Here is a 25094-nt window from a genome sequence, read left to right as displayed (position 1 = left end):
AGTGGCTATGGAAAATTTACTGGCGTTGACACTGGCCGATGAACCCCCCGAACAGCGTGAGGGGGAGGGCCCCTCATTTCACTGGCGGTGGCTGGGTCGCGGCGTCCTTGAACTGACACCTGCCGCGAAGAGTGAGTTATCGCTGCTGCTTTCAACCGGCATCCATGGCAATGAAACCGCGCCGGTTGAAATTGTCGACCTGCTGCTTCGCGCGTTGTATCGGGGAGATATCACCCTGCGGTGCCGTCTGCTGGTGGTGCTTGGCAACCCGCCTGCGCTGGCGCAAAACAAACGTTATCTTGAGAGCGACCTTAACCGCATGTTTGGCGGCCGCTGGTCACAGTTTGTGCCGGGCGATGAAACGTCGCGGGCGCAGTGGCTTGAGCACGTGGTTGCCACATTTTTCGCCGTGGCCGGTCCCGTGCGCTGGCATCTCGACCTGCATACGGCAATTCGCGCCTCTTATCATGTGCGCTTTGGTGTTCTGCCCCAGCGTAACCAGCCGTGGGATGAGGCGTTTCTGAGCTGGCTGGGCGACGCCGGGCTGGAGGCTCTGGTGTTTCATCAGTCGCCGGGGGGGACATTTACCCATTTCACCTGTGAGCATTTCGGCGCGCTGGCCTGCACGCTGGAGCTGGGAAAAGCGCTACCGTTTGGCCAGAACGATCTCACGCGCTTCGCGCCAACGCATCTTGCGCTTCGCGCGCTGCTTGGAGGATTGGCACCCGAGCCAACGCAACAGACTGTCGTGCGCTATCGGGTCGTACAGCAGATCACTCGCCGCAGCGAGGCCTTCCGGCTGCATATGGCCGCCCACACGCTGAACTTCACCCCCTTTCGCAAAGGCGTTCTGCTGGCGGAAGATGGCGACGAGCGCTACGAGGTGCAGAAAACCACTGAATATGTTCTGTTCCCTAATCCATCGGTAGCGTTTGGCCTGCGCGCCGGACTGATGCTGGAAAAAGTGTCCTGAACATTTCCCCTCTCATTGCCTGAGAGGGGAACGTCAAAATATTTTTCTTAGCGATTAAAGCGCAATGACAACTATTGCAGAATATTCCTGGTGAATTGCTTTATTATTGGTCTTCACTTCGCTATACTTTTTTAAATTGCTTTGAAAATCATCATTTTGAATATTTTCGTTGCAACTCTCCATCCTTTATCCTTAATTCCTCCACATTTGGCGATGATTTGTTTTTTACACTTTCATTGTTTTACTGTTGCTCTGATTAATTGACGATAAACCCCGTAAAGTTAATCTCGTCAACACGGCATAGCGCCGAAGAATAACTGAAAGTAAGGAAATAAATTATGCGTAAGTTTACTGCACTGTTTGTTGCTTCTACCCTGGCTCTGGGCGCTACCAGCATGGCGTTCGCTGCAGATACCGCGACCACCACCACTGCCGCGCCTGTCGAAGGCAAAATGATGATGCATCATAAAGGCAAGCCGGGTATGCACCACGAGATGATGATGTTTAAAGATCTGAACCTGACGGATGCACAGAAACAGCAGGTCCGCGACATCATGAAAAGCCAGCGCGACCAGATGAAACGTCCGTCACTGGACGAACGCCGCGCGATGCATGACATCATCGCCAGCGACAGCTTCGATAAAGCAAAAGCCGAAGCGCAGATCGACAAAATGGCTGAGCAGCATAAAGCCCGCATGCTGGCGCATATGGAAACCCAGAACAAGATCTACAACATTCTGACGCCGGAACAGAAAAAACAATTTAATGCCAATTTTGAGAAGCGTCTGACAGAACGTCCAGCAATGGAAGGTAAAATGCCAGCACCAACCGAATAATCGGTTCAACATCTTAAGACCGCCGGGATCCTGTCCACAAAAGCGTTAACGCTGTGGACAGGACCGGCGGTTTTTCTTTCCTGCCCTCTTGTCTGCCGCCGCCAGAGCGGTATTCTCCTGTAGTCGCTTCAGAGAATGTTTGCAGAGTCATGGCGTTATAATTTTTATTAACGTTCCGCTAAGGCCTGCCCGCTCTGCTGCCGATACTGTGTCTGTGAAAACCCAACGATAACAAACAAGACAGCAACGATAGCGATATCCTTGCCCTGGCACAGGTTGTGCCTTTCAGGAGTGGTGATGGAGTTCTTTGATATCCGTAAGATGCCGGTCAGCCTCTGGCGCAATGGCGCAGGCGAGACGCGGGAAATTTGTTGTTTTCCGCCCGCAACGCGCGATTTTTACTGGCGTGCCAGTATCGCGACCATCGCCAGCAATGGCGAATTCTCCTCTTTTCCCGGTGTCGATCGGGTGATTACCTTGCTTGAAGGGGGTGAGGTAACGCTGGATGCCGGTCAGGCGTTCTGCCATACCCTGAAACATCATCAGCCATACCATTTTTCCGGCGATCAGCCGGTGAAAGCACTGCTTTCCGAAGGACGGATGTCGATGGATTTCAACATCATGACCCGGCGTGACCGTTGTCAGGCGAAAGTGCGTGTCGCTGACCGCACCTTTACCACGTTCGGCTCCCGCGGGGGCGTCGCGTTCGTGTTAAGCGGGGCGTGGCAGCTTGGCGATAAGTTGCTGACGGCCGATCAGGGCGCCAGTTGGGAGGAGGGCGTCCATACTCTCCGCCTGCTGGAGGCTCAGGGCACCTTATTATTCAGCGAAATTAACTGGCTGCCGGGGCACTAAGCTCAATGACCTCATACTTGCCGGTTAACACGGGCTTGCAGAGAATTTTGTAGCCATCGTGGTCGAAACCGGCGGGTGTGCGCAGCAAGGTTGCCGCATCGTTTACATCGTCAACAGCTCCCAGCCAGAGCCAGTTATTGATGATGTGGTACTGGGTCATCGCGTCACCGACTTCTTTTAGCGCAACGGCACCCTCCCACGGCCAGCAGTTAACGCTAAGCGCCGCCAGCCCTGCAAGGAGCCGGGCGTGGTGTTCCTCAATGCTTTCTTTCCCGCAGCAGGCCCCTGCGCAGCGCTTTAACGCTGAGCGGAAACAGGCCCGCCCGCGGGTGGTTGCTTCGAGGCCTAGCAGGCTGTAGCACAGCTGTAACTCATCGGCCAGCGTTTGCAGAGCCTGCAGAGCCGCCCGTTTGTTAGCGAACAGCCCGTAGAGATTGGGGGCGTGAGAAAAATCGACTTCGCGTGCGTAGACAACCTGCGGCTTACCGGCGTTTATCTGCAGGGAGCAGAGCTGCCGGTTGCGGCGCAGGCGCTTATTGAACAGCGGCTGTTGCTCTTTGATCAGCCGCGCTTCCAGTAAGAGCGCGCCCATCTCTCCGGCGGTACGAAACCAGGTGATACGTCGCGACTGGCGCAGCATTGCCGCCTCGTCTGGCGTGCGCAGATGAGACATGACCCGGCTGCGAATATTTACGCTTTTGCCAATGTAGAGCGGAAGGGTGTCACTCTCACCGTGAAAGATATACACGCCCGGCTGTTTAGGCAGTTCCTCAAGCCAGGGGCGAAGATGTTCGGGATATTCGTAGATAGCCGCCGCTTCAAACTCAAGACGCGGGGCGGATTGACGCCTGCTCACATACTACTCCATATACTGTTCAGGCATACAGTGTAGCAGAGCCGGTTTGGTTAAAAAAGAGCCGGATGGCGCAACGGACGGTGCGGGCGAACACCCCCTCCCCAGAGAGAGGGTGCCAGAGTGTTACTTTTTCCAGAAATCATCGAACACGGTGATCGGTGGGCGACGCTTGTGCTCGGTTTTCAGATACCAGCTTTCAATGATCTTCGCGGTACCTTCATCCAGTTTTTTGCCTTCCAGATAATCATCAATATTGTCATAGGTGACACCCAGGGCCGCTTCATCCGGCAGGGAGGGGCGATCGTCTTCCAGATCTGCCGTTGGCGCTTTCTTGTAAAGGTGCTCCGGGCAACCCAGCGCGGCAAGCAGCTGCTTACCCTGACGTTTGTTCAGACGGAAGAGCGGGTTAATATCGGTACCGCCGTCGCCATACTTGGTGAAGAAACCCGTGATGGCTTCTGCCGCATGGTCGGTACCGACCACAACGCCTTTGGTCATCCCGGCAATGCTGTATTGCGCTTTCATACGTTCACGGGCTTTTTCATTGCCGCGGACAAAATCGCTCAACTCAATGCCTGCTTCGCGAAGCGCCTGCTCGCTGGCCAGCACCGATCCTTTGATATTGACGGTGAGCACGCGATCGGGCTGGATGAAGGCGATGGCATCCTGGCAATCCTGTTCATCAGCCTGCACGCCATAGGGAAGACGCACGGCAATAAACTGCAGCGCGTCATCACCCGTCTCTTCGCGGAGCTCTGAAATTGCCATCTGGCAGAGTTTACCGGCCAGGGTTGAGTCCTGACCGCCGCTGATGCCCAGCACCAGGGATTTCAGGAACGAGTGAGTTTTTAAATAAGACTTTAAAAAATCCACGCTGCGGCGGATCTCTTCTTGTGCGTCTACCGCGGGCTTCGCGCCCAGCGCCTGAATAATCTCTTGTTGCAGAGCCATCACGCCCTCCATATGCAGAACATAAACAGATTGTGTTAACTGTTAAAACTAACCCTTTGAACGAGAAACGACAAGGATCACAGTTTCGAGTGCGCTAAATTGCGGCGATTTAGCAGGTTATCGTTGTTTTATTAGAATTTTCCGAAATTCGTCTGGCGGAATTCACAAAGTTGAACAATAGTACTTTTTATTCCATGCTTAGATAACACGCTGATAAACAAGAGGACGGAATATGAACAAGAACGTAGCAGGAATTCTTAGCGCAGCGGCGGTACTGACTATGCTGGCAGGGTGTACGGCCTACGACCGCACCAAAGATCAGTTTACACAGCCCGTAGTGAAAGATGTCAAAAAAGGCATGACCCGTTCGCAAGTGGCTGCGATTGCCGGCAAGCCTTCTTCGGAAGTGACAATGATTCATGCACGCGGTACCTGCCAGACCTATATCCTGGGTCAACGTGATGGTAAGGCAGAGACCTACTTCGTTGCGTTGGATGAGACCGGTCATGTGATCAACTCCGGTTACCAGACCTGTACTGAATACGATACCGATCCGCAGGCACCTAAGGCGCAGTAACCCTTCTTGCCTGAGTATGTTAACAAACCGGCCGTTGGGCCGGTTTTTTTATACATACGTAAATCTTATTTCTTCTCGCGAATTATTTGCCTGAAATGTGAAGGTAGTCAACACACCAGGTCAATGAGAGACAATTTGACCCTGTGCAGAATTATCTCCTGTCTGTACCATTGCGTATACTCACTCCAACGACAAACAACAGTAAGCAAACTACCTGTCTGCCAGGATAGCGAGTCGAGTGATAGCGCGATGGCAGGTAGTCATACGAGAGGGAAGTTACTATGGAAAAGAAACATATCTATCTGTTCTGCTCAGCAGGCATGTCAACCTCGCTTCTGGTGTCAAAGATGCGTGCTCAGGCTGAGAAGTATGAAGTCCCGGTGGTGATCGAAGCGTTTCCGGAGACGCTGGCGGGCGAAAAGGGCCAGACAGCCGACGTCGTTTTACTGGGGCCGCAAATTGCCTATATGTTGCCCGAAATTCAACGTCTGTTACCCAATAAACCGGTCGAAGTGATCGATTCGGGATTGTACGGCAAGATTGATGGTTTAGGTGTATTGAAAGCTGCTGTTGCAGCAATTAAAAAAGCTGCTAATTAATTTTTATTTTTCCCGTCAAAGAGTTATTTCACACACAATACGCCGTAACCTGCGTTGCGGCATTTAAGGGTATTTTCCTATGAGTAAAGTCATCGCTTCACTTGAAAAGGTACTCCTTCCTTTTGCTGTTAAAATAGGAAAGCAGCCTCACGTTAATGCCATCAAAAACGGTTTTATTAGATTAATGCCGTTGACGCTGGCTGGGGCAATGTTCGTTTTAATTAACAACGTTTTTCTGAGCTTTGGTGAAGGTTCCTTTTTTTATTCATTAGGAATTCGATTAGACGCTTCCACAATTGAAACCCTTAATGGTTTAAAAGCCATCGGCGGCAACGTATATAACGGTACGTTAGGTATTATGTCGCTGATGGCACCTTTCTTTATTGGCATGGCACTGGCGGAAGAGCGGAAAGTGGATCCGCTGGCCGCAGGTTTATTATCCATTGCCGCCTTTATGACCGTGACGCCATACAGCGTCGGTGAGGCCTATGCCGTAGGGGCCAACTGGTTGGGGGGCGCTAATATCATCTCCGGTATCGTTATCGGTCTGGTGGTTGCGGAGATGTTCACCTTTATTATTCGTCGCAACTGGGTTATCCGTTTACCGGATAGCGTGCCGGCGTCCGTTTCTCGTTCATTTTCCGCGTTGATTCCAGGCTTCATTATTCTCTCCATCATGGGGATTATCGCCTGGGCGCTCTCTCATTGGGGCACTAACTTCCACCAGATCATTATGGACTCTATCTCAACGCCGCTGGCGTCAATGGGTAGCGTGGTCGGTTGGGCGTATGTGATTTTCACCTCCCTGCTGTGGTTCTTTGGCGTGCATGGTTCACTGGCACTGGCGGCGCTGGACAGCGGTATCATGACCCCATGGGCACTGGAAAACGTTGCACTTTACCAGCAGTACGGCTCCGTTGACGCGGCGCTGGCAGCCGGTAAAACCTTCCATGTGTGGGCGAAGCCGATGCTCGACTCTTATATCTTCCTGGGGGGTACCGGGGCGACGCTGGGTCTGATCATCGCGGTCTTTATTGTTTCTCGTCGCGCTGACCATCGTCAGGTTGCGAAGCTGGCACTGCCGTCAGGCATCTTCCAGATTAACGAGCCGATTCTGTTTGGTCTGCCAATCATCATGAACCCGGTAATGTTCATTCCGTTCATTCTGGTTCAGCCACTGCTGGCGGCCATTACCCTGACGGCCTATTACCTGGGCATTATCCCGCCCGTCACCAACATTGCGCCGTGGACCATGCCGGCGGGTCTGGGGGCGTTCTTCAACACCAACGGTAGCGTGGCTGCCTTCCTGCTGGCGATATTCAACCTCGGGATTGCAACACTGCTCTATATGCCATTCGTGGCGATAGCAAACAAAGCTGCAACCGTTATCGATGAAGAAGAGAGCGAAGAGGATATCGCCCTCGCACTGAAATTCTAAAATTGCACGGCGCGGGGCAACCCGCGCCAGCCAAAAGGAGCTTAAAAATGTTAGATTTGGACAGTATTGTCGCAGAAGAAACCGCAGAGAACGATCTGGAAGAGGTGGTGATGGGGCTTATCATCAATTCCGGGCAGGCGCGTAGCCTGGCGTATGCCGCGCTCAAACAGGCCAAGCAGGGTGATTTCGCAGCCGCGAAAACCATGATGGCACAGTCCCGTACGGCGCTGAACGAAGCGCACCTGGTGCAGACAAAGCTTATCGAAAGCGACCAGGGTGAAGGCAAGATGAAGGTCAGTCTGGTGCTGGTGCATGCGCAGGATCATCTGATGACGTCGATGCTGGCACGTGAACTGGTGGCCGAGTTAATTGAGCTTCACGAGAAGATGCAGTAAGGCAGAGTTTGCAGCAGGAGGTCAACGCGATGGAAATAAAAACCGCACTTGAACAGCAACTGTTTAATGGCAAAAATTTTCACGTGATTATTTACAACAAGACGGAGAGCGCGAGCGGTCTGCATCAGCATGACTACTATGAGTTCACGATTGTTCTGACCGGTCGCTACTACCAGGAAATCAACGGCAAGCGCGTCCTGCTTGAGCGGGGAGATTTCGTCTTCCTGCCGATGGGGTCCCATCACCAGAGCTTTTATGAATTTGGTGCAACCCGCATTCTTAACGTAGGTGTCAGCAGACGCTTCTTTGAGAAACACTATCTGCCGCTGGTGCCGTTCTGCTTTGTGGCCTCGCAGGTCTATCGCATCAAAAACGAATTCATGACCTGGATTGAAACGGTTATCGCCTCGCTTAACTTTCGCGAGAATGAATTTGATGAGTTTATTGAAACGGTGACGTTTTATGTGATGAACCGTCTGCGCCATCATCGTGAAGAGCAGCAGGTAAGCGATGATATTCCGCAGTGGCTGCGCAGTACGGTTGAACTGATGCACGATAAAGGGCAATTCAGCGAAAATGCGCTGGAAAATATGGTCGCTTTGTCCGGTAAATCACAGGAATATCTGACCCGAGCAACTCAGCGTTATTATCGTAAAACGCCAGTGCAAATTATTAATGAAATCCGCATTAATTTTGCTAAAAAACAGCTGGAAATAACCAACTACTCGGTTACCGATATTGCTTATGAGTCAGGCTACAGTAGCCCCAGCTTGTTTATTAAGACCTTTAAGAAATTGACCTCGTTCACACCGAACAGTTACCGGAAGAACCTGACGGTAATTAATTAAATTTCGGCGGATTTACCCGCCACAAATATTGCCTTGATTGCTTGCCCACAGAGCGGGAAGAGTACGCTACACCTTGCAGGCGATTAACCTGATATGCTAAGGGAGATATTATGCAGAAGAAATTAAAAGTCGTAACCATTGGCGGCGGCAGCAGTTATACCCCGGAATTACTCGAAGGTTTCCTGAAACGTTATCATGAATTACCGGTCAGCGAATTATGGCTGGTGGACGTTGAGGAAGGTCAGGAGAAACTGAATATCATTTTTGAGCTCTGCAAGCGGATGGTCGCGAAAGCCGGTGTGCCATTGACCGTGCATAAAACCCTCGACCGTCGCCTGGCGCTGCAGGATGCCGACTTCGTGACGACCCAGCTGCGCGTCGGCCAGCTCAAAGCGCGTGAAATGGATGAACGTATTCCACTGAGCCACGGCTATCTGGGGCAGGAGACCAACGGCGCGGGCGGCCTGTTCAAGGGGCTGCGTACCATTCCGGTCATTTTTGACATCATCAACGATGTGGAAGCGATCTGCCCCAACGCGTGGGTGATTAACTTCACCAACCCGGCCGGGATGGTGACCGAGGCGGTCTATCGCCACACCGATTTCAAACGCTTTATCGGCGTCTGTAATATTCCGATTGGCATGAAGATGTTCATCAGCGATGTGCTGGAGTTGACCGATAACGACGATCTTTCTATCGATCTCTTTGGCCTGAACCACATGGTGTTTATCAAAGATGTCATCGTGAATGGTCAGTCTCGCTTTAGCGAACTGCTTGACGGCGTAGCCTCCGGACGTCTGACCGCTGCGTCAGTGAAAAACATCTTTGACCTGCCGTTCAGCGAAGGGCTGATCCGCTCGCTTAATCTGCTGCCTTGCTCATACCTGCTTTACTACTTCAAACAGAAAGAGATGCTGGCCATCGAGATGGGTGAGTACTATAAGGGTGGCGCACGCGCTCAGGTGGTGCAGAAAGTTGAAAAACAGCTGTTTGATTTGTATAAAGATCCGAACCTGAACGTGAAACCGAAAGAGCTTGAGCTGCGCGGCGGAGCGTATTATTCCGATGCGGCGTGTGAAGTGATCAACGCCATTTACAACAACAAGCAGGCCGAGCACTACGTCAATGTGCCGCATCACGGCCATATCGACAATATCCCGGCTGACTGGGCTGTTGAGATGACCTGCATTCTGGGACGTGATGGCGCCAGGCCACATCCACGGATTACCCACTTTGACGACAAAGTGATGGGGTTGATCCACACCATCAAAGGGTTTGAAGTGGCAGCCAGCAACGCGGCGCTGAGCGGTGAACTCAATGACGTTCTTCTGGCGCTCAATCTCAGCCCGCTGGTCCATTCCGATCGTGATGCCGAGCAACTGGCCAGCGAAATGATTCTGGCGCATGAAAAATGGTTGCCTAATTTTGCCGCCACGATTGAGAAGCTGAAATTCAAACAGCACTGAGAGGATGTGTGATGGAAAACCTGCTGATCGTCAATGCTGATGATTTTGGACTCTCGAAAGGTCAAAACTACGGCATTATTGAAGCCTGCCGCCGGGGTGTGGTGACCTCAACAACGGCACTGGTTAATGGTGACGCGGTTGAACACGCGGCGCAGCTCAGCCGCGAGGTGCCAGCGCTGGGCGTCGGCATGCACTTTGTATTGACGCTCGGGATGCCCCTTTCACCGATGCCGGGACTGACGCGGGACGGACAGCTGGGTAAATGGATTTGGGAGCAGGCAGAGCAGGGCACGCTGCCGCTCGAGGAGATTACCCGCGAGCTGGACTGTCAGTTCAACCGTTTCGTCGATCTCTTTGGCCGTGAACCCACGCATATTGACAGCCATCATCACGTGCATATGATCCCGGCACTTTTCCCGGCAGTGGCGGAATTTGCACAGCGCAAAGGCGTGGCAATGCGCGTGGATCGTGAGGTGCAGGCGCTGCACGGGCTGTCATTGTCTTCTGTGCCCACAACGGACGGGTTCAGTAGCGCGTTCTACGGCGACGAGATTAGCGAAGCGCTGTTTCTGCAGGTGCTGGATGAGTCCGCCGCGCGGGGGGAACGGTCGCTGGAAGTGATGGCACACCCTGCGTTTGTCGATAACATTGTGCGTAAAAGTGCCTACTGCTGGCCGCGACTGGCGGAACTGGATGTGCTGACGTCGGCATCGCTGAAATACGCCATTGCCGAGCGTGGGTACCGTCTGGGCACCTTTGAGGATGTATGAAAATAGCCCGGAGGCGCGGTGCCTGCCGGGCTGAGTAAACGATGTCAATCAGCGCCGGGTCGGGCAAAGCCAGACCCGGCTTTTCTTTTATGCCGGTATACGATCAATCTTACTGCTGCGTGACCACACACGGTGCGCTGCGAGCAGATCGAACAGCTTCGTCATAAACGCATCATCGACGTTATCGCCTTCGACAATGCCATCTTCGCCTTGCTCAGCCACCTTCAGGTGCGCTTTAAACTGTCGCGCATCGCCGGACAGGGCGATCGGCTTCAGGTGCTTATAGGCTTCCAGCAGATAATAAATCGCATCGCCATTGTTCAGCAGACTGTCGATGTCGCCGCACGGCACAATCACCGCATCAACGGTGAGCGATGGTGCTCCGGCAAAAGTGGCCGCAACCGGGAGCACTGAACCGTCGTCGGCGGTCACTTCCCCCATGCGGGAATAGAGCAGTTTGGCGTGAACGCCTTTGGTTTTCAGCGCCTGCATAATCCCCAGCACGTCGCTGGCACGGGTTTTGTCATTCAGCAGAATGGCCACTACCCGGCCTTTTATCGAGCCACCCGGCACCGCATACAGACTCAGGGACGGATCTTTCTTCAGGCCGTTAACGTCTTTCGGTGGGGCCGCATTGCGTTGCTCATCCGTCAGCGTAATGCCAAGGTTATCCGCCACGCTCTGGGCAAGCTGAATATCGATATGGGCGAGCTGATCGACCACGCGCTCGCGGATGTAAGTCCGCACCACTTTGCTCAGTTCAAAGCTAAAGCCACCGATAATGTGCTGTTGCTCGATCGGCGTCTGGCTGTTCCAGAACAGGCGAGGTTGGGCATAATACTCGCCGAATGACGGGCTACGCTCGCGGATTTTATTGCCATCGATGCGCTCCTGGTACGACTCAAAACCACCGCGTTTCGGTCCAGGCGGCGTTTCGCGCGGCCAGTTATCGTTGATGGAGTTCGGCTCATAGTTAGCCGGATTGGTATCGATATCCTGGCGATGCATCCCGTCGCGCTGGAAATTGTGGTACGGGCAGGTTGGACGGTTAATCGGAATTTCGTGGAAGTTGGGCCCGCCAAGGCGACTGATCTGCGTATCGGTATAGGAGAACAACCGCCCCTGCAGGAGGGGATCGTTCGTGAAATCCAGCCCCGGAACGATATGCCCCGGGTGGAACGCGACCTGCTCATTTTCGGCAAAGAAATTGTCCGGGTTACGGTTGAGCACCATTTTACCCACCAGCTGAACCGGCACCAGCTCCTCTGGGATCAGCTTTGTCGGGTCGAGAAGATCGAAATCGAAGTTAAACTCATCCTCTTCCGGGATCAGCTGTAACCCCAGTTCATATTCCGGGAAGTCACCGGCTTCAATCGACTCCCACAGCTCACGACGGTGGAAGTCCGGATCGCGCCCGGTCAGCTTCTGGGCTTCATCCCACACCAGCGAGGCTTTGCCCGCCACAGGCTTCCAGTGGAAGCGTACGAATGTGGCTTTCCCGTCCGCGTTGATCATCCTGAAGGTATGAATACCAAACCCTTCCATCGTGCGGTAGCTGCGCGGAATGCCCCGGTCTGACATCGCCCACATCACGTTGTGTAACGTTTCTGGCTGCAGTGAGACATAATCCCAGAAGGTGTCATGCGCACTTTGTCCCTGCGGTATGGCCCAGTGGGGCTCCGGTTTTACCGCATGGACAAAGTCAGGAAATTTATGCGCATCCTGAATGAAGAACACCGGGGTGTTATTGCCGACGAGATCGAAAATACCCTCTTCGGTATAAAATTTGGTGGCGAAGCCGCGGATATCACGCACGGTATCTGCCGAACCCGCGCCGCCCTGCACGGTAGAAAAGCGGACAAAGACCGGTGTGATTTTGTCCGGATCGGAAAGGAAATCCGCTTTGGTTATCTCTTTAAGGCTTTTGTAGGGCTGGAAGTAGCCGTGTGCCGCGGAGCCACGCGCGTGAACGATGCGCTCAGGTATACGTTCATGGTCAAAATGGGTGATTTTTTCCCGCAGAATAAAGTCTTCCAGCAGGGTTGGTCCGCGCGTTCCCGCACGCAGCGAGTTCTGATCGTCAGCAATGCGCACGCCCTGGTTGGTGGTAAGTGCAAAACCTTCGCCGCCTTTACGGTGGGACTCAAGGGATTTCAGCTTCTCGTTTCCGGTATCCGGGGATTTCATACTTCCCGGCGCGGTAGGCTGTTCGCCAGGTGCGGAAGGGCCGGGGGATGGGCGGTGAGAGCCATCCGCTGGGGCCAGAGAGTCCATGCCTGGTTGAGATTCTTCAGTGCCATGAATGGGTGATTGATGTGTTTTATCTTTGTTCGACATTGCACGCTTCTCCTTTATCCATTGCTAAAAACCTTGTTAACTATAGAACAATGTGGCGAAAGGGCGGGCGAACTAAGAGTTTTCAGATGACCTGGTTAAGGAATGCGCTATCAGAGCGATGCAGGGCGCGACGCGTGGGGGGAGGATCGGCTATCATAGAATTTTCCTGCTTCCAGAATGTGCTTTAGTGAACCCGTCGCTTATGAAACCTTTTCGTCAACAAAACCGCCCTGTCATTAGCTACGTGCCCCGCGTCGAACCCGCGCCGCCCGAACACGCCCTGAAGGTGGATGGTTTTCGTGATGTCTGGCAACTGCGCGGTAAATACGTAGCGTTTGTTCTGATGGGAGAACACTTCCGCCGTTCGCCCGCGTTTTCGGGGCCGGAGTCGGCCCAGCGATGGGCGAACCAGGTCCGCCAGGATGAAGAGATTGAAGAATAACAGCCAAAAAAAAACCGCCATCAGGCGGTTTTTTTTATTCATCCGTGATTAACGGTGCGCCAGTTCAGCGTCGTCTTCACTTTCCAGAATGGTTTTATCGGTCTGCTTCAGCCACTGGCTGGTCAACGTACCGGCGGTCATGGAACCGCTCACGTTCAGCGCAGTACGACCCATGTCGATCAGCGGCTCAACGGAGATCAGCAGGGCAACCAGCGTCACCGGCAGACCCAGGGCCGGCAGGACAATCAGCGCGGCGAAGGTTGCGCCACCGCCAACACCCGCAACGCCTGCGGAGCTGATGGTAACAATCCCGACCAGCGTGGCAATCCAAACGGGATCCAGTGGGTTGATACCCACGGTCGGAGCAACCATTACCGCCAGCATTGCAGGGTAGAGACCTGCGCAACCGTTCTGACCAATGGTGGCACCAAAGGAGGCAGAGAAGCTGGCAATAGATTCCGGTACGCCCAGACGACGGGTCTGCGCTTCAACGTTCAGCGGAATAGACGCGGCGCTGGAACGGCTGGTGAACGCAAAGGTCAGTACCGGCCACACTTTACGGAAGTATTTCAGCGGGCTAACGCCATTGACGCCCAGCAGGATACCGTGCACCACGAACATAATGCCCAGACCCAGATAAGAGGCGACGACGAAGCTACCCAGCTTAATGATGTCCTGCAGGTTAGAGCCGGCAACCACTTTGGTCATCAGCGCCAGAACACCGTAAGGGGTCAACTGCATCACCAGACGGACCAGCTTCATTACCCAGCTTTGCAGGGTATCGATAGCCACCAGCACGCGCTCGCCTTTCGGCGCGTCGTCTTTCAGCAGCTTCAGCGCCGCCACACCGAGGAAGGCCGCAAAGATCACCACGCTGATAATGGAGGTTGGGCTGGCACCGGTCAGGTCAGCAAACGGGTTCTTCGGCACGAAAGAAAGCACCATCTGTGGCACCGTCAGGTCAGCGACTTTACCCACGTAGTTGGTCTGAATCGCGGTAAGACGCGCCGTTTCAGCCGTACCCTGGACCAGACCTTCAGCGGTCAGCCCGAACAGGTTGGTGACCAGCACACCGACCAGAGCTGCAATCAGCGTGGTAAATAGCAGCGTACCGATGGTCAGGAAGCTGATTTTACCCAATTGGGTGGCGTTATGCAGACGGGCAACGGCGCTCAGAATAGAGGCAAACACCAGCGGCATAACGATCATCTGCAGCAGCTGGACATAGCCGTTACCGACGATGTTGAACCACTGAATAGAATCTTTCAGAACTGGATTATCGGAGCCGTAAATAGCCTGCAACGCCAGACCAAACACGACACCCATGGCCAGACCAACCAGCACTTTCTTCGCGAGGCTCCACTGTTTGTGGCGCGCCTGCGCGAGAAGCAATAGCAATACAACGAACACCACAATGTTCGCGATGAGTGGAAAATTCATCCCCGTTCTCCTGATTTATTATACGGTCGGTTTTTACCGATCCTGTTGGCGCAAGATTATCAGAAGTGTGATGTGGCGCTTATATCCAAATGGAATGGGTTATGACAAATGGAAATAATTTGTGTGCTTAGTGTTCAATCTGGTGATTAATGAACCGATTAAACTGAAATTGCAGCGAATTGATCATCTGGGATGACCAGCGCACTGCACTGTTTTCGGGCAAGGTTTGCGGCATCCAGACGGCGTAGGCAAAGAGCGCCATACACAACACACGCTCAAGCTGATTACCTTTCTGCGGCGCAAGAATGGGCAAACGGAAACGCCAGCGGCATGGCCAGAGCAGCGGCACGCCCGCAGGCGTCAGCATATCGGCAAGGATATGGCTTAAATAACCCAGCACCATTCCCTGGATAGCATCGGCGGGCACTATCCAGCTCTCAGGGACTTTTAAATAGAACAGGGTGAGCAGGCCGAATACGGCCAGCAGGCTGTGGGTAAACCCACGGTGACCAAACGCGCGGGCGATGGGTTTTGATATCCACTTTAGGCGCTGTCCCAGGAATGACTTTGGATGGTCGATATCGGGCAGCAGACAGGTCAACACGGCGGACGGGACAATATGCCACCAGTCCCCCTGTGCGAGCACAGGGGTAAGTTCAGCGTTTTTGGCAAAAACTGCGCACGCAATGGAAAAAAGCAGATGGCCTTCCGCCGTCATGATAAAACCCACAAAACTGTCAATTCATACAGTATAGGGTTTTTATACAGTAGACGAAAGAGGTGACGGTGTAACTGTATGTCACAAATGCGCCTAGCGCGCCAGCCAGCCCCCGTCGACGGCTAACGTATGACCGTTCACGTAATCCGAGGCGGCGGAGGCTAAAAAGACCACCGGTCCCTGCAGGTCTTCCGGAACTCCCCAGCGCCCGGCAGGTATCCGGTCGAGGATCTCCTGGCTGCGCTGCTGGTCATCTCGCAGTTGCTGAGTGTTGTTGGTCGCCATGTAGCCTGGCGCGATGGCGTTAACATTGATGCCGTGCGTCGCCCATTCATTCGCCAGCAGACGCGTGATCCCCAACACGCCGCTTTTGGACGCGGTGTAAGAGGGCACGCGGATGCCGCCCTGGAATGAGAGCATCGAGGCGATATTAATGATTTTCCCGCCCTGGCCCTGCGCTATAAACTGTTTAGCCACGGCCTGGGAGAGGAAAAAAAGCGATTTCAGATTCAGGTTGATGACGTCGTCCCAGTCCTTTTCGCTGAACGCGAGAGCATCTTCACGGCGTATGGTCCCGGCATTGTTCACCAGAATATCGACTCGCCCCATCTCAGCCACCGCGCTGTCAACAACGTTCTGAAGACTCTCCTGCTGACTGAGGTCGGCCCGAATCGCCCTGAACCGCCTTCCGAGTGCGCTAATGCAGGCAGCCGTTTCCTCCGGCGCTTTGCGGTTAATACCCACGATGTCGCATCCCGCCTGCGCCAGCGCAATGGCCATGGCTTGTCCCAGACCGGTATCGCATCCGGTGACGATGGCCACTTTTCCTGACAGAGTGAAGTTATCCAGTATCATACGCGCCTCAGAAGTAAGGTTATTGTCATTCTGACGCTAAGGATAGAAGCGGGGGATAAGAAAAGCAAACAAAATGAAACGATGTTTTGTTTTTAAAGCAGGCAGCCTGACGCTGCCTGAAAGGGGCGGGTTACTCGCCGCGCAGGTGCTGCGCCGTCAGCTCAACCAGTGAGTTCAGCTTTACGTCGGCAAGGGCAAAACGGGGATCGTGTCGGCCTTCCTCCGCGGGAACAACAATCGAACGCATGCGCGCGGCCTTCGAGGCCACCATTCCGTTAACGGAATCTTCCAGCGCGACACAGCAGAGGGGATCAAGACCGAGCTTAGCGGCACAGTCGAGATAGACCTGCGGGTGCGGCTTGCTGTATGGCAACGTTTCCGCTGAGGCCAGCGCGTCGAAGCTGTCGCGCAGCTCAAACATGGTCAGTACTTTTTCCAGCATATGCAGCGGTGAAGCTGACGCCAGGCCAACTTTCAACCCCTGCGCTTTGCACAGCGCGACGGCTTCACGCACGCCGGGCAGCAGGGGCTTGCTCTCTTCCACCAGTGAGATGGCGCGGCTGATAATGCGCGCGGTGACTTCGTCGCGATCGGGTCCTCCCCACGGCTGCTGGGCATACCACAGGTCCACCACCATATCGATGCGCAGACCAAGCGTATCCGGAAGTTCATTACGGCGGCTGATATCAACGCCCAGGCTGGCGATAACGTCCAGTTCGGCGCGATCCCACAACGGTTCGGAATCGATCAGTAATCCATCCATGTCAAAAATTGCGGCAAGAATCTGGCGCGGTGTCGACATCACAACGTCTCCTTATCCAGGGTGTACGACAGACGATAAATGCTAAGTGCACTCTGCAATTTAGCATATTGCCTTTAAAGAGCGGGCGAAAATGATGGTCAGCAGGTAGACTTAGGCAGAAATAACGCGTCTTTATGAAGGGGAACTGATGACGTATCAACAAGCTGGACGCATTGCTGTCTTAAAACGTATTGCTGGCTGGGTAATTTTTATTCCAGCCGTCATTTCGACGCTGATCTCTGTGCTCAAATTTATGTACGATCACAGTGAAAAACAGCCAGGTATTAATGCGGTAATGCTTGATTTTGCTCATGTCATGATTGAAATGATGCGTTTTAACACGCCGTTTCTGAATGTCTTTTGGTTCAATTCGCCGACGCCGAATTTTCATCAGCAGTTGAATCTCGGGTTTTGGGTGATCTACGCGCTGATCTTTATTGGTATGGCGTTGCAGGCCTCTGGCGCACGCATGAGCCGTCAGACGCGCTTTTTACGCGAAGGTGTGGAAGACCAGATGATTCTGGAACAGGCGAAAGGCCCGGAAGGAATGAGCCGCGAGCAGATTGAGTCCCGCATTGTTGTGCCGCGTCACACCATTTTCCTGCAAATTTTCCCGCTGTATATCCTGCCAGTCATTATCATCGTGGCGGGTTACTTCTTCTTTTCGCTGTTGGGATTTCTGTAACCGATGAGGGTGGCGACATAGCCACCCGTCCCGCCATTACGCGGCAAGCACACGTTCAAGTGCCCTCTGGGCATTGACCAGATGCTCTCCGCCAAACAGAATGGCGCGGTTCATCAGTGTGTAGAGCTGATACACCGGCTGGCGCTCAAGAAAACCCTGCGGCAGAGGCAGAACGGACTGATACCCGTCGTAAATTTGCGGCGGTTGCTCAGGGTGCAGTGGCAGCATCGCCAGGTCACACTCCCTGTCGCCCCAGTAACAGGCCGGGTCGAAGATATAGGGGCCGTCAGGACCCAGCGCGCAGTTATCTGACCACAAATCACCGTGCAGCAGAGACGGCTGAGGCTGGTGGGATGCCAGACGCTGCTGAATATGTTCGACGATGGCATCGATATTGCCAAACTCCAGACCTTTCTCCGCAGCCAGTTCCAGCTGCCAGCCAATGCGTTGCTCAGCAAAGAATGTCGACCAGCGTCGTTGCCAGGCATTGGGTTGTGGGGTGGTGGAGAGGTCGTTGTCAAAATCGAGACCAAACTGCGGCTGGTCGCTCCATTGATGCAGTCGCGCTAACTGTTGGCCGAGAATGAAGGCGTTATGGGCGTCTAACGGGCGGGCAGGAAGAAATTCCATGACCAGAAAACTGTAGTCGCGGTCGCTGCCCACGGCCCAGACCTGCGGGACCGTCACCGTTTTACTGCGCGACAACAGTTCCAGCTGGTCGGCTTCGGCGGTGAAAATCGGAAGCAGCTCTCGCTCATCGCATTTAACAAAGAGATCGCGCCCGGCGTAGCGTAAGTGCCATGCGGCGTGGATTTCTCCGCCTGGCAGCTCGTTCCGCAGTTCAATTTCACCTTCACCCAGTTGCTCACTTAAAAGATGACTGATAGCCTGCCACATGTTGTCTCTCCCATGTTGTCTGCCAGATCATAAAGTTAGCGCATAATTGCGGTAAAAAAATACGAACTAACGCACACCTGAGCGGTTTAAATTCATGCAGGGCACTTATTGTTCTTTTTTCTGCCAGTTTTCCCAGGTATCAAGATCAATTTCTGCCGCTTTGTCGGTCACGCTTTCGACCAGACTGGCCGCCAGAGCGTGAACCTCTTCTTTACTCAGGGCGCTGATCAGGCCAAACGTCAGGGTGCCTAAATCATGGATATTGCCCTCGTCATCCGTGAGTGTGAGCAGGAAATTGGCCCGGGTAAAGGCGTTGTTGAGCTCATTAAGCTCGGTCAGCGACGCTTGATGAATGTTGATGGTAACGACGTAGCGGGTGATGTCACCACTGCTCATAATTCACCTCATTGTTATCTTGGAAGTTTTCTTAGCATAGTCGATAGGCTGCGTTTGGCGACTATGGCGCGTATTTCCCCTTCACAGAGAAGGGGAAAGGGGGATTAATTTCGGGACAGGTAATCGACGATTTTTTGCGTGTCGCTAAGCGAACAGAGACGTGTGCCCTGGTTGATGGTGGCAGCGCTACCCGCTGCGACGCCGTAGCGTGTCATCTCCAGTAATGAAGCACCCTGGGCCAGTTTCAGGGTCATCGCTCCAACCATGCTATCACCTGCGCCCACGGTACTCTGGCTTTTCATCGGCGGCGGAACAACCTGAACGGACCCCGTTTCGTCCACGGCCAGGGCACCTTGTGGGCCAAGGGAGACCACAACCCGTCGCGCTTTGCCGCTGTGAACCAATTCCTGCGCGGCGGTGAGGACATCGTCTGGCTGGTTCAGTTCGCGGTTCACCAGCGCGCTTAACTCTTTCTGATTGGGTTTAACCAGCTCAAGATTGCCCGGCGTCAGGGCTGCCTGCAGCGCCTCGCCGCTGCTGTCGACAATGCAGCGGATACCGCGTTGCTGCGCGGCCCGAATCAGCGCCGTCAGTTTTTCCGTGCTGACACCGGGCGGCAGGCTGCCGCTTATCACCAGCAGAGCACCGCTCTCAATGGCCAGCACCTTCTCTTCAAGCTGACGAAACTCATCTTCATTGAGTTTTGCACCCGGCATGACGAAACGGTATTGCTCGCCGCTGGACTCCACGTGCACATGCAGGTTTTGCCGCGTCCAGTCTTTGGACTCGACGGTCTGCGAGGCCACCTGTTCATCGGCCAGCAGAGAGACCAGGTGCTCACCGGTCGCGCCGCCTGCGGGGAAAATTGCTGTCGCCTTTCCACCGAGGTGCGTTATGGCTCGCGCCACATTGATACCGCCGCCGCCGGGCTCAAACACCGGGGCGCTGCAGCGCAATTTACCTTCCGGGTAAATCTGGGGCGTCAGGGTGGCGGAGTCGAGGGAAGGGGAGAGCGTCAGGGTGTAGATAGAAACCATCATTACCTCCTTTTAGCGTGGGTTCCTTTTAGTCTGGCACCATTTGTCAGGAAGGCAATGTAAATAACAGTATGATTTTAAATATGAATACTGACATAAAGTCTGCTGCGGCTTATATAAAATAAAACGCTTTTTGAGATCGTTCTTATTCAAAAAATGAAATAAGAAATCATTGCTATGTTATTTGCGGCTTTTTATAATTTGTTACCTTTCTCTGGACGCCTTGTCATTGATCCTCAAGAAAGTTTCCGGGACCGTGTGGTCTCTTTTTTTGTTGTACGGACTCCTTAATAAAATGAAGCTTTTGAAGACAGTACCCGCTGCACTGATGCTGGCGGGTGGCGTGTTTGCTGCAATGAACGCGACCGCAGATGATTCCGTTTTTACTGTCATGGACGATCCAGCCACCGCGCAAAAACCGTTTGAAGGTAACCTGAACGCTGGCTATCTTGCACAATCCGGTAACACGAAAAGCTCCTCTCTCACGGCGGACAGTACGCTGACCTGGTACGGTAATACCACCGCCTGGTCTCTGTGGGGAAATGCCAGTAACACCTCCGCGAATGACGAACGCTCTTCCGAGAAATATGCGGTTGGCGGACGTAGCCGTTACAACATGACCGACTTTGACTACCTGTTTGGTCAGGCCAGCTGGTTAACTGACCGTTACAACGGCTATCGCCAGCGTGATGTGTTCACTGCCGGTTACGGTCGTCAGTTCCTGAACGGTCCGGTACACAGTTTACGTTTTGAATTCGGTCCAGGCGTGCGCTACGACGAGTACACCGACGGCGAAACCAAAACTCAACCGCTCGGTTACGCTTCCGGCACCTATGCCTGGCAGATGACTGACAACACCAAATTTACCCAGGGGGTGTCTGTGTTTGGTGCCGACGATACGACGCTGAACTCAGAAACAGCGCTGAACGTGGCCATCAACGAACACTTCGGCCTGAAAGTGGCCTACAACGTCACCTGGAACTCTTCTCCTCCTGATTCTGCTCCGGATCATACCGACCGCAGAACCACGGTTTCACTGGGTTATAAAATGTAATATTCTCGGGCCGATTACGCTATCGGCCCGTTTTTTATTTTTTGAAACTGTGCTGTTTTATATTAAACGCTGTTTTGAAATATCTGGTCTGCTGATATCTTCATAATTTCTTCATAATGCATTTTCATTAATTTTCGGCTTATTTGACACGAATTGATAACGTGACAGGCTAGGCAAAAGTGTGATCTGGATCTACACTCTTAGCACGGGCAGAATTCGGCCTTAAGGTATTTAGCATTATTAGCATTAAATGTAGAAAGAGAAAAAACATTATGAAAAAAATCAAAACTGCCGCAGCAGCGATGGTGCTTTCCGCACTGTCTTTTGGCGTGTTTGCTGCTGATGAAACCACCCCGACAGCCAGTGAGACCCACAGCCAAATCGGCATTGCGAAAGCCGCTGACGTTGAAGCCGGATCTAACATCGCGCCAGCCTCTCAGTCCACAGGTCAGTCTATGAATGATGCTTTTGACGTCCATAAACTGGTTGCAGGTGAATGGTCCTGATGGGTTTTGCCGTGTTGTTATTGACGTTTAAACGCTAATTCAACGCGCCAAAAAAACCGGATTTTGTGGTACCGGTTTTTTCGCGGTAAACCTATTTGACGTAAACGTATCGTCCGTATTTCGTCCTGGCGGTGAATGTCCGCAAAAGGGTATTACGGATAACGATGTTATTCCCTGCGCAGTTATTTATATCCACATTCAGCCCCAAATCATTGCCGCCCAACGCAGAAGCAGCATCGCGCCGCAGATGGCAATCAGCACCAGTACCATTTTCCAGTGTTTTACGGCAAATCGTTTTGTTGGCATAACCTGATCCTTGTAAGTTGATGCGAACAGTCTACCAAACAGGGCGGGGAAATGCCCCTTCTCCAGTGGTGAATCAGGTTATGCCTGCTTCCGGTTCGGTTAGAACCAGTGGAATCGTTCTGCAAGAATCAACAATAAACCGGTGGCTGAAAGGATGTTCAATATCACAACCGTTCTACTTGATACGTTCATGGTATGCACCTTTGGGTTTAAAGACTTGTTCAAGAGTAGCCCAGCATCTCTGGAATGCGAGCACCGGAGATATGCGCCCTGCAAATTCATGCGAAAGTGCCAGCGCAGCAATCTGCCCGCAAAGGGTGCAATCTCTCTTTTGTTAGTGTTACCATTGCAGGGCTTGCCGTAAATCCGCATTTATCTGATTTTCGGCGGGTGAATGATCGCGAGCCAATTTGACGATTGTTGGTCAGATGGTGTCGTAATCTATTGTCAAATCACGATTATTTTCTTTGTATATGCTCTTATGTGTGGGGCATCACTGCAAATAAGGATATAAAATGCCTGTAATTACTCTTCCTGATGGCAGCCAACGCCATTACGACCACGCTGTAAGCCCAATGGATGTTGCCCTGGACATTGGTCCTGGACTCGCGAAAGCAACCATCGCTGGCCGTGTTAATGGTGAGCTGGTTGATGCATCTGACCTGATTGAAAGCGATGCGCAGCTGTCTATCATCACAGCGAAAGACGAAGAAGGTCTGGAGATCATTCGTCACTCCTGCGCGCACCTGTTAGGTCATGCGATCAAACAGCTGTGGCCGAACACCAAAATGGCGATCGGTCCGGTTATCGACAACGGTTTCTACTATGACGTTGATCTTGACCATACCCTGACTCAGGAAGATATCGACGCGCTCGAAAAACGTATGCACGAGCTCGCCGAAACTAACTATGACGTCATTAAGAAGAAAGTCAGCTGGCACGAAGCGCGTGAAACCTTCGTGAAGCGTGGCGAAAGCTATAAAGTCTCTATTCTTGATGAAAACATCTCTCATGATGACAAGCCTGGCTTGTACCATCACGAAGAATACGTCGACATGTGCCGTGGACCGCACGTGCCGAACATGCGCTTCTGTCATCACTTTAAGCTGATGAAAATCGCGGGCGCCTACTGGCGTGGCGATAGCAACAACAAGATGTTGCAGCGTATCTATGGTACCGCGTGGGCCGATAAAAAAGCCCTTAACGCCTACCTGCAGCGCCTGGAAGAGGCGGCTAAACGTGACCACCGTAAAATCGGTAAGCAGCTTGACCTGTACCACATGCAGGAAGAAGCGCCGGGTATGGTGTTCTGGCACAATGACGGCTGGACTATCTTCCGTGAACTGGAAACGTTCGTACGCTCCAAGCTGAAAGAGTACCAGTATCAGGAAGTGAAAGGCCCGTTCATGATGGACCGTGTGCTGTGGGAAAAAACCGGCCACTGGGACAACTACAAAGATGCGATGTTCACCACCTCTTCTGAGAACCGTGAATACTGCATTAAGCCAATGAACTGCCCGGGCCACGTTCAGATCTTCAACCAGGGTCTGAAATCCTACCGCGATCTGCCGCTGCGTATGGCAGAGTTCGGTAGCTGCCACCGTAACGAGCCATCAGGTGCACTGCACGGTCTGATGCGTGTTCGTGGCTTTACTCAGGATGATGCGCATATCTTCTGTACTGAAGATCAGGTTCGTGATGAAGTTAACGCCTGTATTCGTATGGTCTACGATATGTACAGCACCTTTGGCTTCGAGAAGATCGTTGTCAAACTCTCAACGCGTCCGGAAAAACGTATCGGTAGCGATGAGACCTGGGATCGCGCAGAGGCGGATCTCGCCGTGGCGCTGGAAGAGAACGGCATTCCGTTCGAATACCAGCTGGGCGAGGGCGCATTCTACGGTCCGAAAATTGAATTTACCCTGTATGACTGCCTCGATCGTGCATGGCAGTGCGGTACTGTACAGCTGGACTTCTCCCTGCCGCAGCGTTTAAGCGCCTCTTATGTTGGCGAAGACAACGAACGTCAGGTACCGGTTATGATTCACCGTGCAATCCTCGGTTCTCTGGAGCGCTTCATCGGCATCCTGACTGAAGAGTTTGCCGGCTTCTTCCCAACCTGGCTTGCGCCAGTGCAGGTCGTGGTGATGAACATTACCGATTCTCAGGCTGAATACGTTAAAGAATTGACGCAGAAACTACAAAATGCGGGCATTCGCGTAAAAGCAGACTTGAGAAATGAGAAGATTGGCTTTAAAATCCGCGAGCACACTTTACGTCGTGTCCCGTATATGTTGGTCTGTGGTGATAAAGAGGTGGAAGCAGGCAAAGTTGCCGTTCGCACCCGCCGTGGTAAAGACCTGGGGAGCCTGGACGTAAGTGAAGTGATTGAGAAGCTGCAACAAGAGATTCGCAGCCGCAGTCTTCAACAACTGGAGGAATAAGGTATTAAAGGCGGAAAACGAGTTCAAACGGCACGTCCGAATCGTATCAATGGCGAGATTCGCGCCCAGGAAGTTCGCTTAACAGGTCTGGAAGGCGAGCAGCTGGGGATTGTGAGTCTGAGAGAAGCGATCGAAAAGGCTGAAGAAGCTGGAGTAGATTTAGTTGAAATCAGCCCTAACGCCGAACCGCCAGTTTGTCGTATCATGGACTACGGCAAGTTCCTTTATGAAAAGAGTAAGTCTTCTAAGGAACAGAAGAAAAAGCAAAAAGTTATCCAGGTTAAGGAAATTAAATTCCGTCCTGGTACCGACGATGGCGATTATCAGGTAAAACTCCGCAGCCTGATTCGCTTTCTGGAAGATGGCGATAAGGCCAAGATCACACTGCGTTTCCGCGGTCGTGAGATGGCCCACCAACAGATTGGTATGGAAGTGCTTAACCGCGTCCGTGACGATCTGAGTGAACTGGCAGTAGTCGAATCCTTCCCTACGAAGATCGAAGGCCGCCAGATGATCATGGTGCTCGCTCCTAAGAAGAAACAGTAAGGCCTTCAAGCAGCAAAACCTGTGGAGCCTTCGGGTCTCATAGGTTTTGTTCGCCTATGTTTCGT

General features: G+C 52.9%; 28 protein-coding genes. 16 read left to right on the top strand and 12 right to left on the bottom strand.

Translation table 11 applies throughout. The features are described from left to right. Window positions 1-7 precede the first annotated feature (7 nt). The 3 genes from astE to ves all read left to right on the top strand — a co-directional run bounded on the left by astE (window position 8) and on the right by ves (window position 2664). Complete coding sequence (astE, locus tag AB6731_RS06890; RefSeq protein WP_126488346.1) at window positions 8-973, top strand: succinylglutamate desuccinylase; 966 nt, start codon at window positions 8-10, stop codon at window positions 971-973. Between the two features lie 338 nt (window positions 974-1311). Continuing rightward, window positions 1312-1809, top strand: a complete 498-nt coding sequence (gene spy, locus AB6731_RS06885; protein WP_020884420.1) for an ATP-independent periplasmic protein-refolding chaperone Spy — start codon at window positions 1312-1314, stop codon at window positions 1807-1809. A 297-nt stretch (window positions 1810-2106) separates the two neighbouring features. Continuing rightward, complete coding sequence (ves, locus tag AB6731_RS06880) at window positions 2107-2664, top strand: environmental stress-induced protein Ves (protein WP_020884419.1); 558 nt, start codon at window positions 2107-2109, stop codon at window positions 2662-2664. Here ves and cho read toward each other — a convergent pair. Both cho and nadE read right to left on the bottom strand, forming a co-directional pair. Next, window positions 2642-3520 (bottom strand): excinuclease Cho, encoded by an 879-nt coding sequence (gene cho, locus AB6731_RS06875; protein ID WP_014169671.1) that lies wholly within the window; start codon window positions 3518-3520, stop codon window positions 2642-2644. The genes ves and cho overlap by 23 nt on opposite strands. A 123-nt stretch (window positions 3521-3643) precedes the next feature. After that, the gene (gene nadE, locus AB6731_RS06870; protein ID WP_020884418.1) at window positions 3644-4471 is read right to left on the bottom strand and encodes an ammonia-dependent NAD(+) synthetase; all 828 of its coding nucleotides are present in this window, start codon (window positions 4469-4471) and stop codon (window positions 3644-3646) included. A gap of 232 nt (window positions 4472-4703) precedes the next feature. Here nadE and osmE point away from each other — a divergent pair, with 232 nt between their 5' ends. The 7 genes from osmE to chbG all read left to right on the top strand — a co-directional run bounded on the left by osmE (window position 4704) and on the right by chbG (window position 10564). Continuing rightward, a complete protein-coding gene (osmE, locus tag AB6731_RS06865; RefSeq protein ID WP_014169673.1) occupies window positions 4704-5048 on the top strand; it encodes an osmotically-inducible lipoprotein OsmE in 345 nt (114 codons plus the stop codon). A 281-nt stretch (window positions 5049-5329) separates the two neighbouring features. After that, window positions 5330-5647 carry a PTS N,N'-diacetylchitobiose transporter subunit IIB gene (gene chbB, locus AB6731_RS06860; RefSeq protein ID WP_008500676.1) on the top strand — a complete coding sequence of 106 codons (318 nt, stop codon included), beginning with the start codon at window positions 5330-5332 and terminating at the stop codon, window positions 5645-5647. Window positions 5648-5726: 79 nt separating this feature from the next. Further along, window positions 5727-7085, top strand: a complete 1359-nt coding sequence (gene chbC, locus AB6731_RS06855) for a PTS N,N'-diacetylchitobiose transporter subunit IIC (RefSeq protein ID WP_014169674.1) — start codon at window positions 5727-5729, stop codon at window positions 7083-7085. Window positions 7086-7132: 47 nt separating this feature from the next. Then, window positions 7133-7480: a PTS N,N'-diacetylchitobiose transporter subunit IIA gene (gene chbA, locus AB6731_RS06850; protein ID WP_032681213.1), complete on the top strand. Its 348-nt coding sequence runs from the start codon at window positions 7133-7135 to the stop codon at window positions 7478-7480. Window positions 7481-7488: 8 nt separating this feature from the next. After that, window positions 7489-8328 (top strand): transcriptional regulator ChbR, encoded by an 840-nt coding sequence (chbR, locus tag AB6731_RS06845; RefSeq protein ID WP_324285378.1) that lies wholly within the window; start codon window positions 7489-7491, stop codon window positions 8326-8328. Between the two features lie 110 nt (window positions 8329-8438). Continuing rightward, a complete protein-coding gene (locus AB6731_RS06840; protein WP_371006076.1) occupies window positions 8439-9794 on the top strand; it encodes a 6-phospho-beta-glucosidase in 1356 nt (451 codons plus the stop codon). An 11-nt stretch (window positions 9795-9805) separates the two neighbouring features. Next, a complete protein-coding gene (chbG, locus tag AB6731_RS06835) occupies window positions 9806-10564 on the top strand; it encodes a chitin disaccharide deacetylase (RefSeq protein WP_047955475.1) in 759 nt (252 codons plus the stop codon). An 87-nt stretch (window positions 10565-10651) separates the two neighbouring features. Here chbG and katE read toward each other — a convergent pair whose 3' ends face one another. Then, entirely contained in the window at window positions 10652-12901 is a 2250-nt protein-coding gene (katE, locus tag AB6731_RS06830) for a catalase HPII (protein ID WP_020884413.1), read from the bottom strand. Window positions 12902-13088: 187 nt separating this feature from the next. On the opposite strand from katE, the gene cedA reads away from it, so the two are divergent. Further along, window positions 13089-13343 (top strand): cell division activator CedA, encoded by a 255-nt coding sequence (gene cedA, locus AB6731_RS06825; RefSeq protein WP_071605472.1) that lies wholly within the window; start codon window positions 13089-13091, stop codon window positions 13341-13343. A 48-nt stretch (window positions 13344-13391) separates the two neighbouring features. On the opposite strand, the gene AB6731_RS06820 is transcribed toward cedA, so the two are convergent. The 4 genes from AB6731_RS06820 to hxpB all read right to left on the bottom strand — a co-directional run bounded on the left by AB6731_RS06820 (window position 13392) and on the right by hxpB (window position 17158). Next, window positions 13392-14783, bottom strand: a complete 1392-nt coding sequence (locus tag AB6731_RS06820) for an L-cystine transporter (RefSeq protein WP_014169681.1) — start codon at window positions 14781-14783, stop codon at window positions 13392-13394. 127 nt (window positions 14784-14910) lie between these two features. After that, complete coding sequence (locus tag AB6731_RS06815) at window positions 14911-15501, bottom strand: metal-dependent hydrolase (RefSeq protein ID WP_020884412.1); 591 nt, start codon at window positions 15499-15501, stop codon at window positions 14911-14913. Window positions 15502-15594: 93 nt separating this feature from the next. Next, window positions 15595-16356, bottom strand: a complete 762-nt coding sequence (gene kduD / locus AB6731_RS06810) for a 2-dehydro-3-deoxy-D-gluconate 5-dehydrogenase KduD (RefSeq protein WP_371006075.1) — start codon at window positions 16354-16356, stop codon at window positions 15595-15597. Between the two features lie 130 nt (window positions 16357-16486). After that, a complete protein-coding gene (gene hxpB, locus AB6731_RS06805; protein WP_371006074.1) occupies window positions 16487-17158 on the bottom strand; it encodes a hexitol phosphatase HxpB in 672 nt (223 codons plus the stop codon). 148 nt (window positions 17159-17306) lie between these two features. Between hxpB and AB6731_RS06800 the strand changes: the two genes are divergently transcribed. Further along, window positions 17307-17843, top strand: a complete 537-nt coding sequence (locus AB6731_RS06800; RefSeq protein ID WP_014169686.1) for a YniB family protein — start codon at window positions 17307-17309, stop codon at window positions 17841-17843. A 36-nt stretch (window positions 17844-17879) separates the two neighbouring features. Here AB6731_RS06800 and AB6731_RS06795 read toward each other — a convergent pair whose 3' ends face one another. The 3 genes from AB6731_RS06795 to pfkB all read right to left on the bottom strand — a co-directional run bounded on the left by AB6731_RS06795 (window position 17880) and on the right by pfkB (window position 20173). Continuing rightward, complete coding sequence (locus AB6731_RS06795; RefSeq protein ID WP_014169687.1) at window positions 17880-18740, bottom strand: fructosamine kinase family protein; 861 nt, start codon at window positions 18738-18740, stop codon at window positions 17880-17882. A gap of 105 nt (window positions 18741-18845) precedes the next feature. Continuing rightward, the gene (gene ghoS, locus AB6731_RS06790; RefSeq protein WP_050736661.1) at window positions 18846-19136 is read right to left on the bottom strand and encodes a type V toxin-antitoxin system endoribonuclease antitoxin GhoS; all 291 of its coding nucleotides are present in this window, start codon (window positions 19134-19136) and stop codon (window positions 18846-18848) included. Window positions 19137-19240: 104 nt separating this feature from the next. Beyond that, on the bottom strand, window positions 19241-20173 hold the full coding sequence (pfkB, locus tag AB6731_RS06785) for a 6-phosphofructokinase II (protein WP_151712264.1): 933 nt from the start codon (window positions 20171-20173) through the stop codon (window positions 19241-19243). Between the two features lie 295 nt (window positions 20174-20468). Here pfkB and AB6731_RS06780 point away from each other — a divergent pair, with 295 nt between their 5' ends. Together AB6731_RS06780 and AB6731_RS06775 are read left to right on the top strand one after the other, a co-directional pair. Beyond that, complete coding sequence (locus AB6731_RS06780) at window positions 20469-21227, top strand: YdiY family protein (RefSeq protein ID WP_025204400.1); 759 nt, start codon at window positions 20469-20471, stop codon at window positions 21225-21227. A 272-nt stretch (window positions 21228-21499) separates the two neighbouring features. Beyond that, window positions 21500-21733 (top strand): hypothetical protein, encoded by a 234-nt coding sequence (locus AB6731_RS06775; RefSeq protein WP_014169691.1) that lies wholly within the window; start codon window positions 21500-21502, stop codon window positions 21731-21733. 198 nt (window positions 21734-21931) lie between these two features. On the opposite strand, the gene yniD is transcribed toward AB6731_RS06775, so the two are convergent. Both yniD and yncL read right to left on the bottom strand, forming a co-directional pair. Continuing rightward, window positions 21932-22039: a small membrane protein YniD gene (gene yniD, locus AB6731_RS06770; RefSeq protein WP_008500658.1), complete on the bottom strand. Its 108-nt coding sequence runs from the start codon at window positions 22037-22039 to the stop codon at window positions 21932-21934. A 99-nt stretch (window positions 22040-22138) separates the two neighbouring features. Beyond that, window positions 22139-22231, bottom strand: a complete 93-nt coding sequence (gene yncL, locus AB6731_RS06765; RefSeq protein ID WP_021241082.1) for a stress response membrane protein YncL — start codon at window positions 22229-22231, stop codon at window positions 22139-22141. Window positions 22232-22554: 323 nt separating this feature from the next. Here yncL and thrS point away from each other — a divergent pair, with 323 nt between their 5' ends. Both thrS and infC read left to right on the top strand, forming a co-directional pair. Next, the gene (gene thrS, locus AB6731_RS06760; protein ID WP_014169692.1) at window positions 22555-24483 is read left to right on the top strand and encodes a threonine--tRNA ligase; all 1929 of its coding nucleotides are present in this window, start codon (window positions 22555-22557) and stop codon (window positions 24481-24483) included. Between the two features lie 3 nt (window positions 24484-24486). Beyond that, entirely contained in the window at window positions 24487-25029 is a 543-nt protein-coding gene (gene infC / locus AB6731_RS06755; RefSeq protein ID WP_023616141.1) for a translation initiation factor IF-3, read from the top strand. Window positions 25030-25094 lie beyond the last annotated feature (65 nt).

It is taken from the genome of Enterobacter sp. RCC_40 (genome assembly GCF_041360735.1).
In the GTDB taxonomy this organism is placed as follows: domain Bacteria; phylum Pseudomonadota; class Gammaproteobacteria; order Enterobacterales; family Enterobacteriaceae; genus Enterobacter; species Enterobacter ludwigii.
The sequence above is the reverse complement of the archived record's forward strand: the minus strand, read 5'-3'. Positions and strand labels throughout refer to the sequence as shown.

Bases quoted from the DNA above. Each gene is read 5' to 3' on its own strand.
- astE (WP_126488346.1), top strand. From the start codon at position 8: ATGGAAAATTTACTGGCGTTGACACTGGCCGATGAACCCCCCGAACAG.
- spy (WP_020884420.1), top strand. From the start codon at position 1,312: ATGCGTAAGTTTACTGCACTGTTTGTTGCTTCTACCCTGGCTCTGGGC.
- ves (WP_020884419.1), top strand. From the start codon at position 2,107: ATGGAGTTCTTTGATATCCGTAAGATGCCGGTCAGCCTCTGGCGCAAT.
- nadE (WP_020884418.1), bottom strand. From the start codon at position 4,471: ATGGCTCTGCAACAAGAGATTATTCAGGCGCTGGGCGCGAAGCCCGCG.
- osmE (WP_014169673.1), top strand. From the start codon at position 4,704: ATGAACAAGAACGTAGCAGGAATTCTTAGCGCAGCGGCGGTACTGACT.
- chbB (WP_008500676.1), top strand. From the start codon at position 5,330: ATGGAAAAGAAACATATCTATCTGTTCTGCTCAGCAGGCATGTCAACC.
- chbC (WP_014169674.1), top strand. From the start codon at position 5,727: ATGAGTAAAGTCATCGCTTCACTTGAAAAGGTACTCCTTCCTTTTGCT.
- chbA (WP_032681213.1), top strand. From the start codon at position 7,133: ATGTTAGATTTGGACAGTATTGTCGCAGAAGAAACCGCAGAGAACGAT.
- AB6731_RS06840 (WP_371006076.1), top strand. From the start codon at position 8,439: ATGCAGAAGAAATTAAAAGTCGTAACCATTGGCGGCGGCAGCAGTTAT.
- chbG (WP_047955475.1), top strand. From the start codon at position 9,806: ATGGAAAACCTGCTGATCGTCAATGCTGATGATTTTGGACTCTCGAAA.
- katE (WP_020884413.1), bottom strand. From the start codon at position 12,901: ATGTCGAACAAAGATAAAACACATCAATCACCCATTCATGGCACTGAA.
- AB6731_RS06820 (WP_014169681.1), bottom strand. From the start codon at position 14,783: ATGAATTTTCCACTCATCGCGAACATTGTGGTGTTCGTTGTATTGCTA.
- AB6731_RS06815 (WP_020884412.1), bottom strand. From the start codon at position 15,501: ATGACGGCGGAAGGCCATCTGCTTTTTTCCATTGCGTGCGCAGTTTTT.
- kduD (WP_371006075.1), bottom strand. From the start codon at position 16,356: ATGATACTGGATAACTTCACTCTGTCAGGAAAAGTGGCCATCGTCACC.
- hxpB (WP_371006074.1), bottom strand. From the start codon at position 17,158: ATGTCGACACCGCGCCAGATTCTTGCCGCAATTTTTGACATGGATGGA.
- AB6731_RS06800 (WP_014169686.1), top strand. From the start codon at position 17,307: ATGACGTATCAACAAGCTGGACGCATTGCTGTCTTAAAACGTATTGCT.
- AB6731_RS06795 (WP_014169687.1), bottom strand. From the start codon at position 18,740: ATGTGGCAGGCTATCAGTCATCTTTTAAGTGAGCAACTGGGTGAAGGT.
- ghoS (WP_050736661.1), bottom strand. From the start codon at position 19,136: ATGAGCAGTGGTGACATCACCCGCTACGTCGTTACCATCAACATTCAT.
- pfkB (WP_151712264.1), bottom strand. From the start codon at position 20,173: ATGGTTTCTATCTACACCCTGACGCTCTCCCCTTCCCTCGACTCCGCC.
- AB6731_RS06780 (WP_025204400.1), top strand. From the start codon at position 20,469: ATGAAGCTTTTGAAGACAGTACCCGCTGCACTGATGCTGGCGGGTGGC.
- AB6731_RS06775 (WP_014169691.1), top strand. From the start codon at position 21,500: ATGAAAAAAATCAAAACTGCCGCAGCAGCGATGGTGCTTTCCGCACTG.
- yniD (WP_008500658.1), bottom strand. From the start codon at position 22,039: ATGCCAACAAAACGATTTGCCGTAAAACACTGGAAAATGGTACTGGTG.
- yncL (WP_021241082.1), bottom strand. From the start codon at position 22,231: ATGAACGTATCAAGTAGAACGGTTGTGATATTGAACATCCTTTCAGCC.
- thrS (WP_014169692.1), top strand. From the start codon at position 22,555: ATGCCTGTAATTACTCTTCCTGATGGCAGCCAACGCCATTACGACCAC.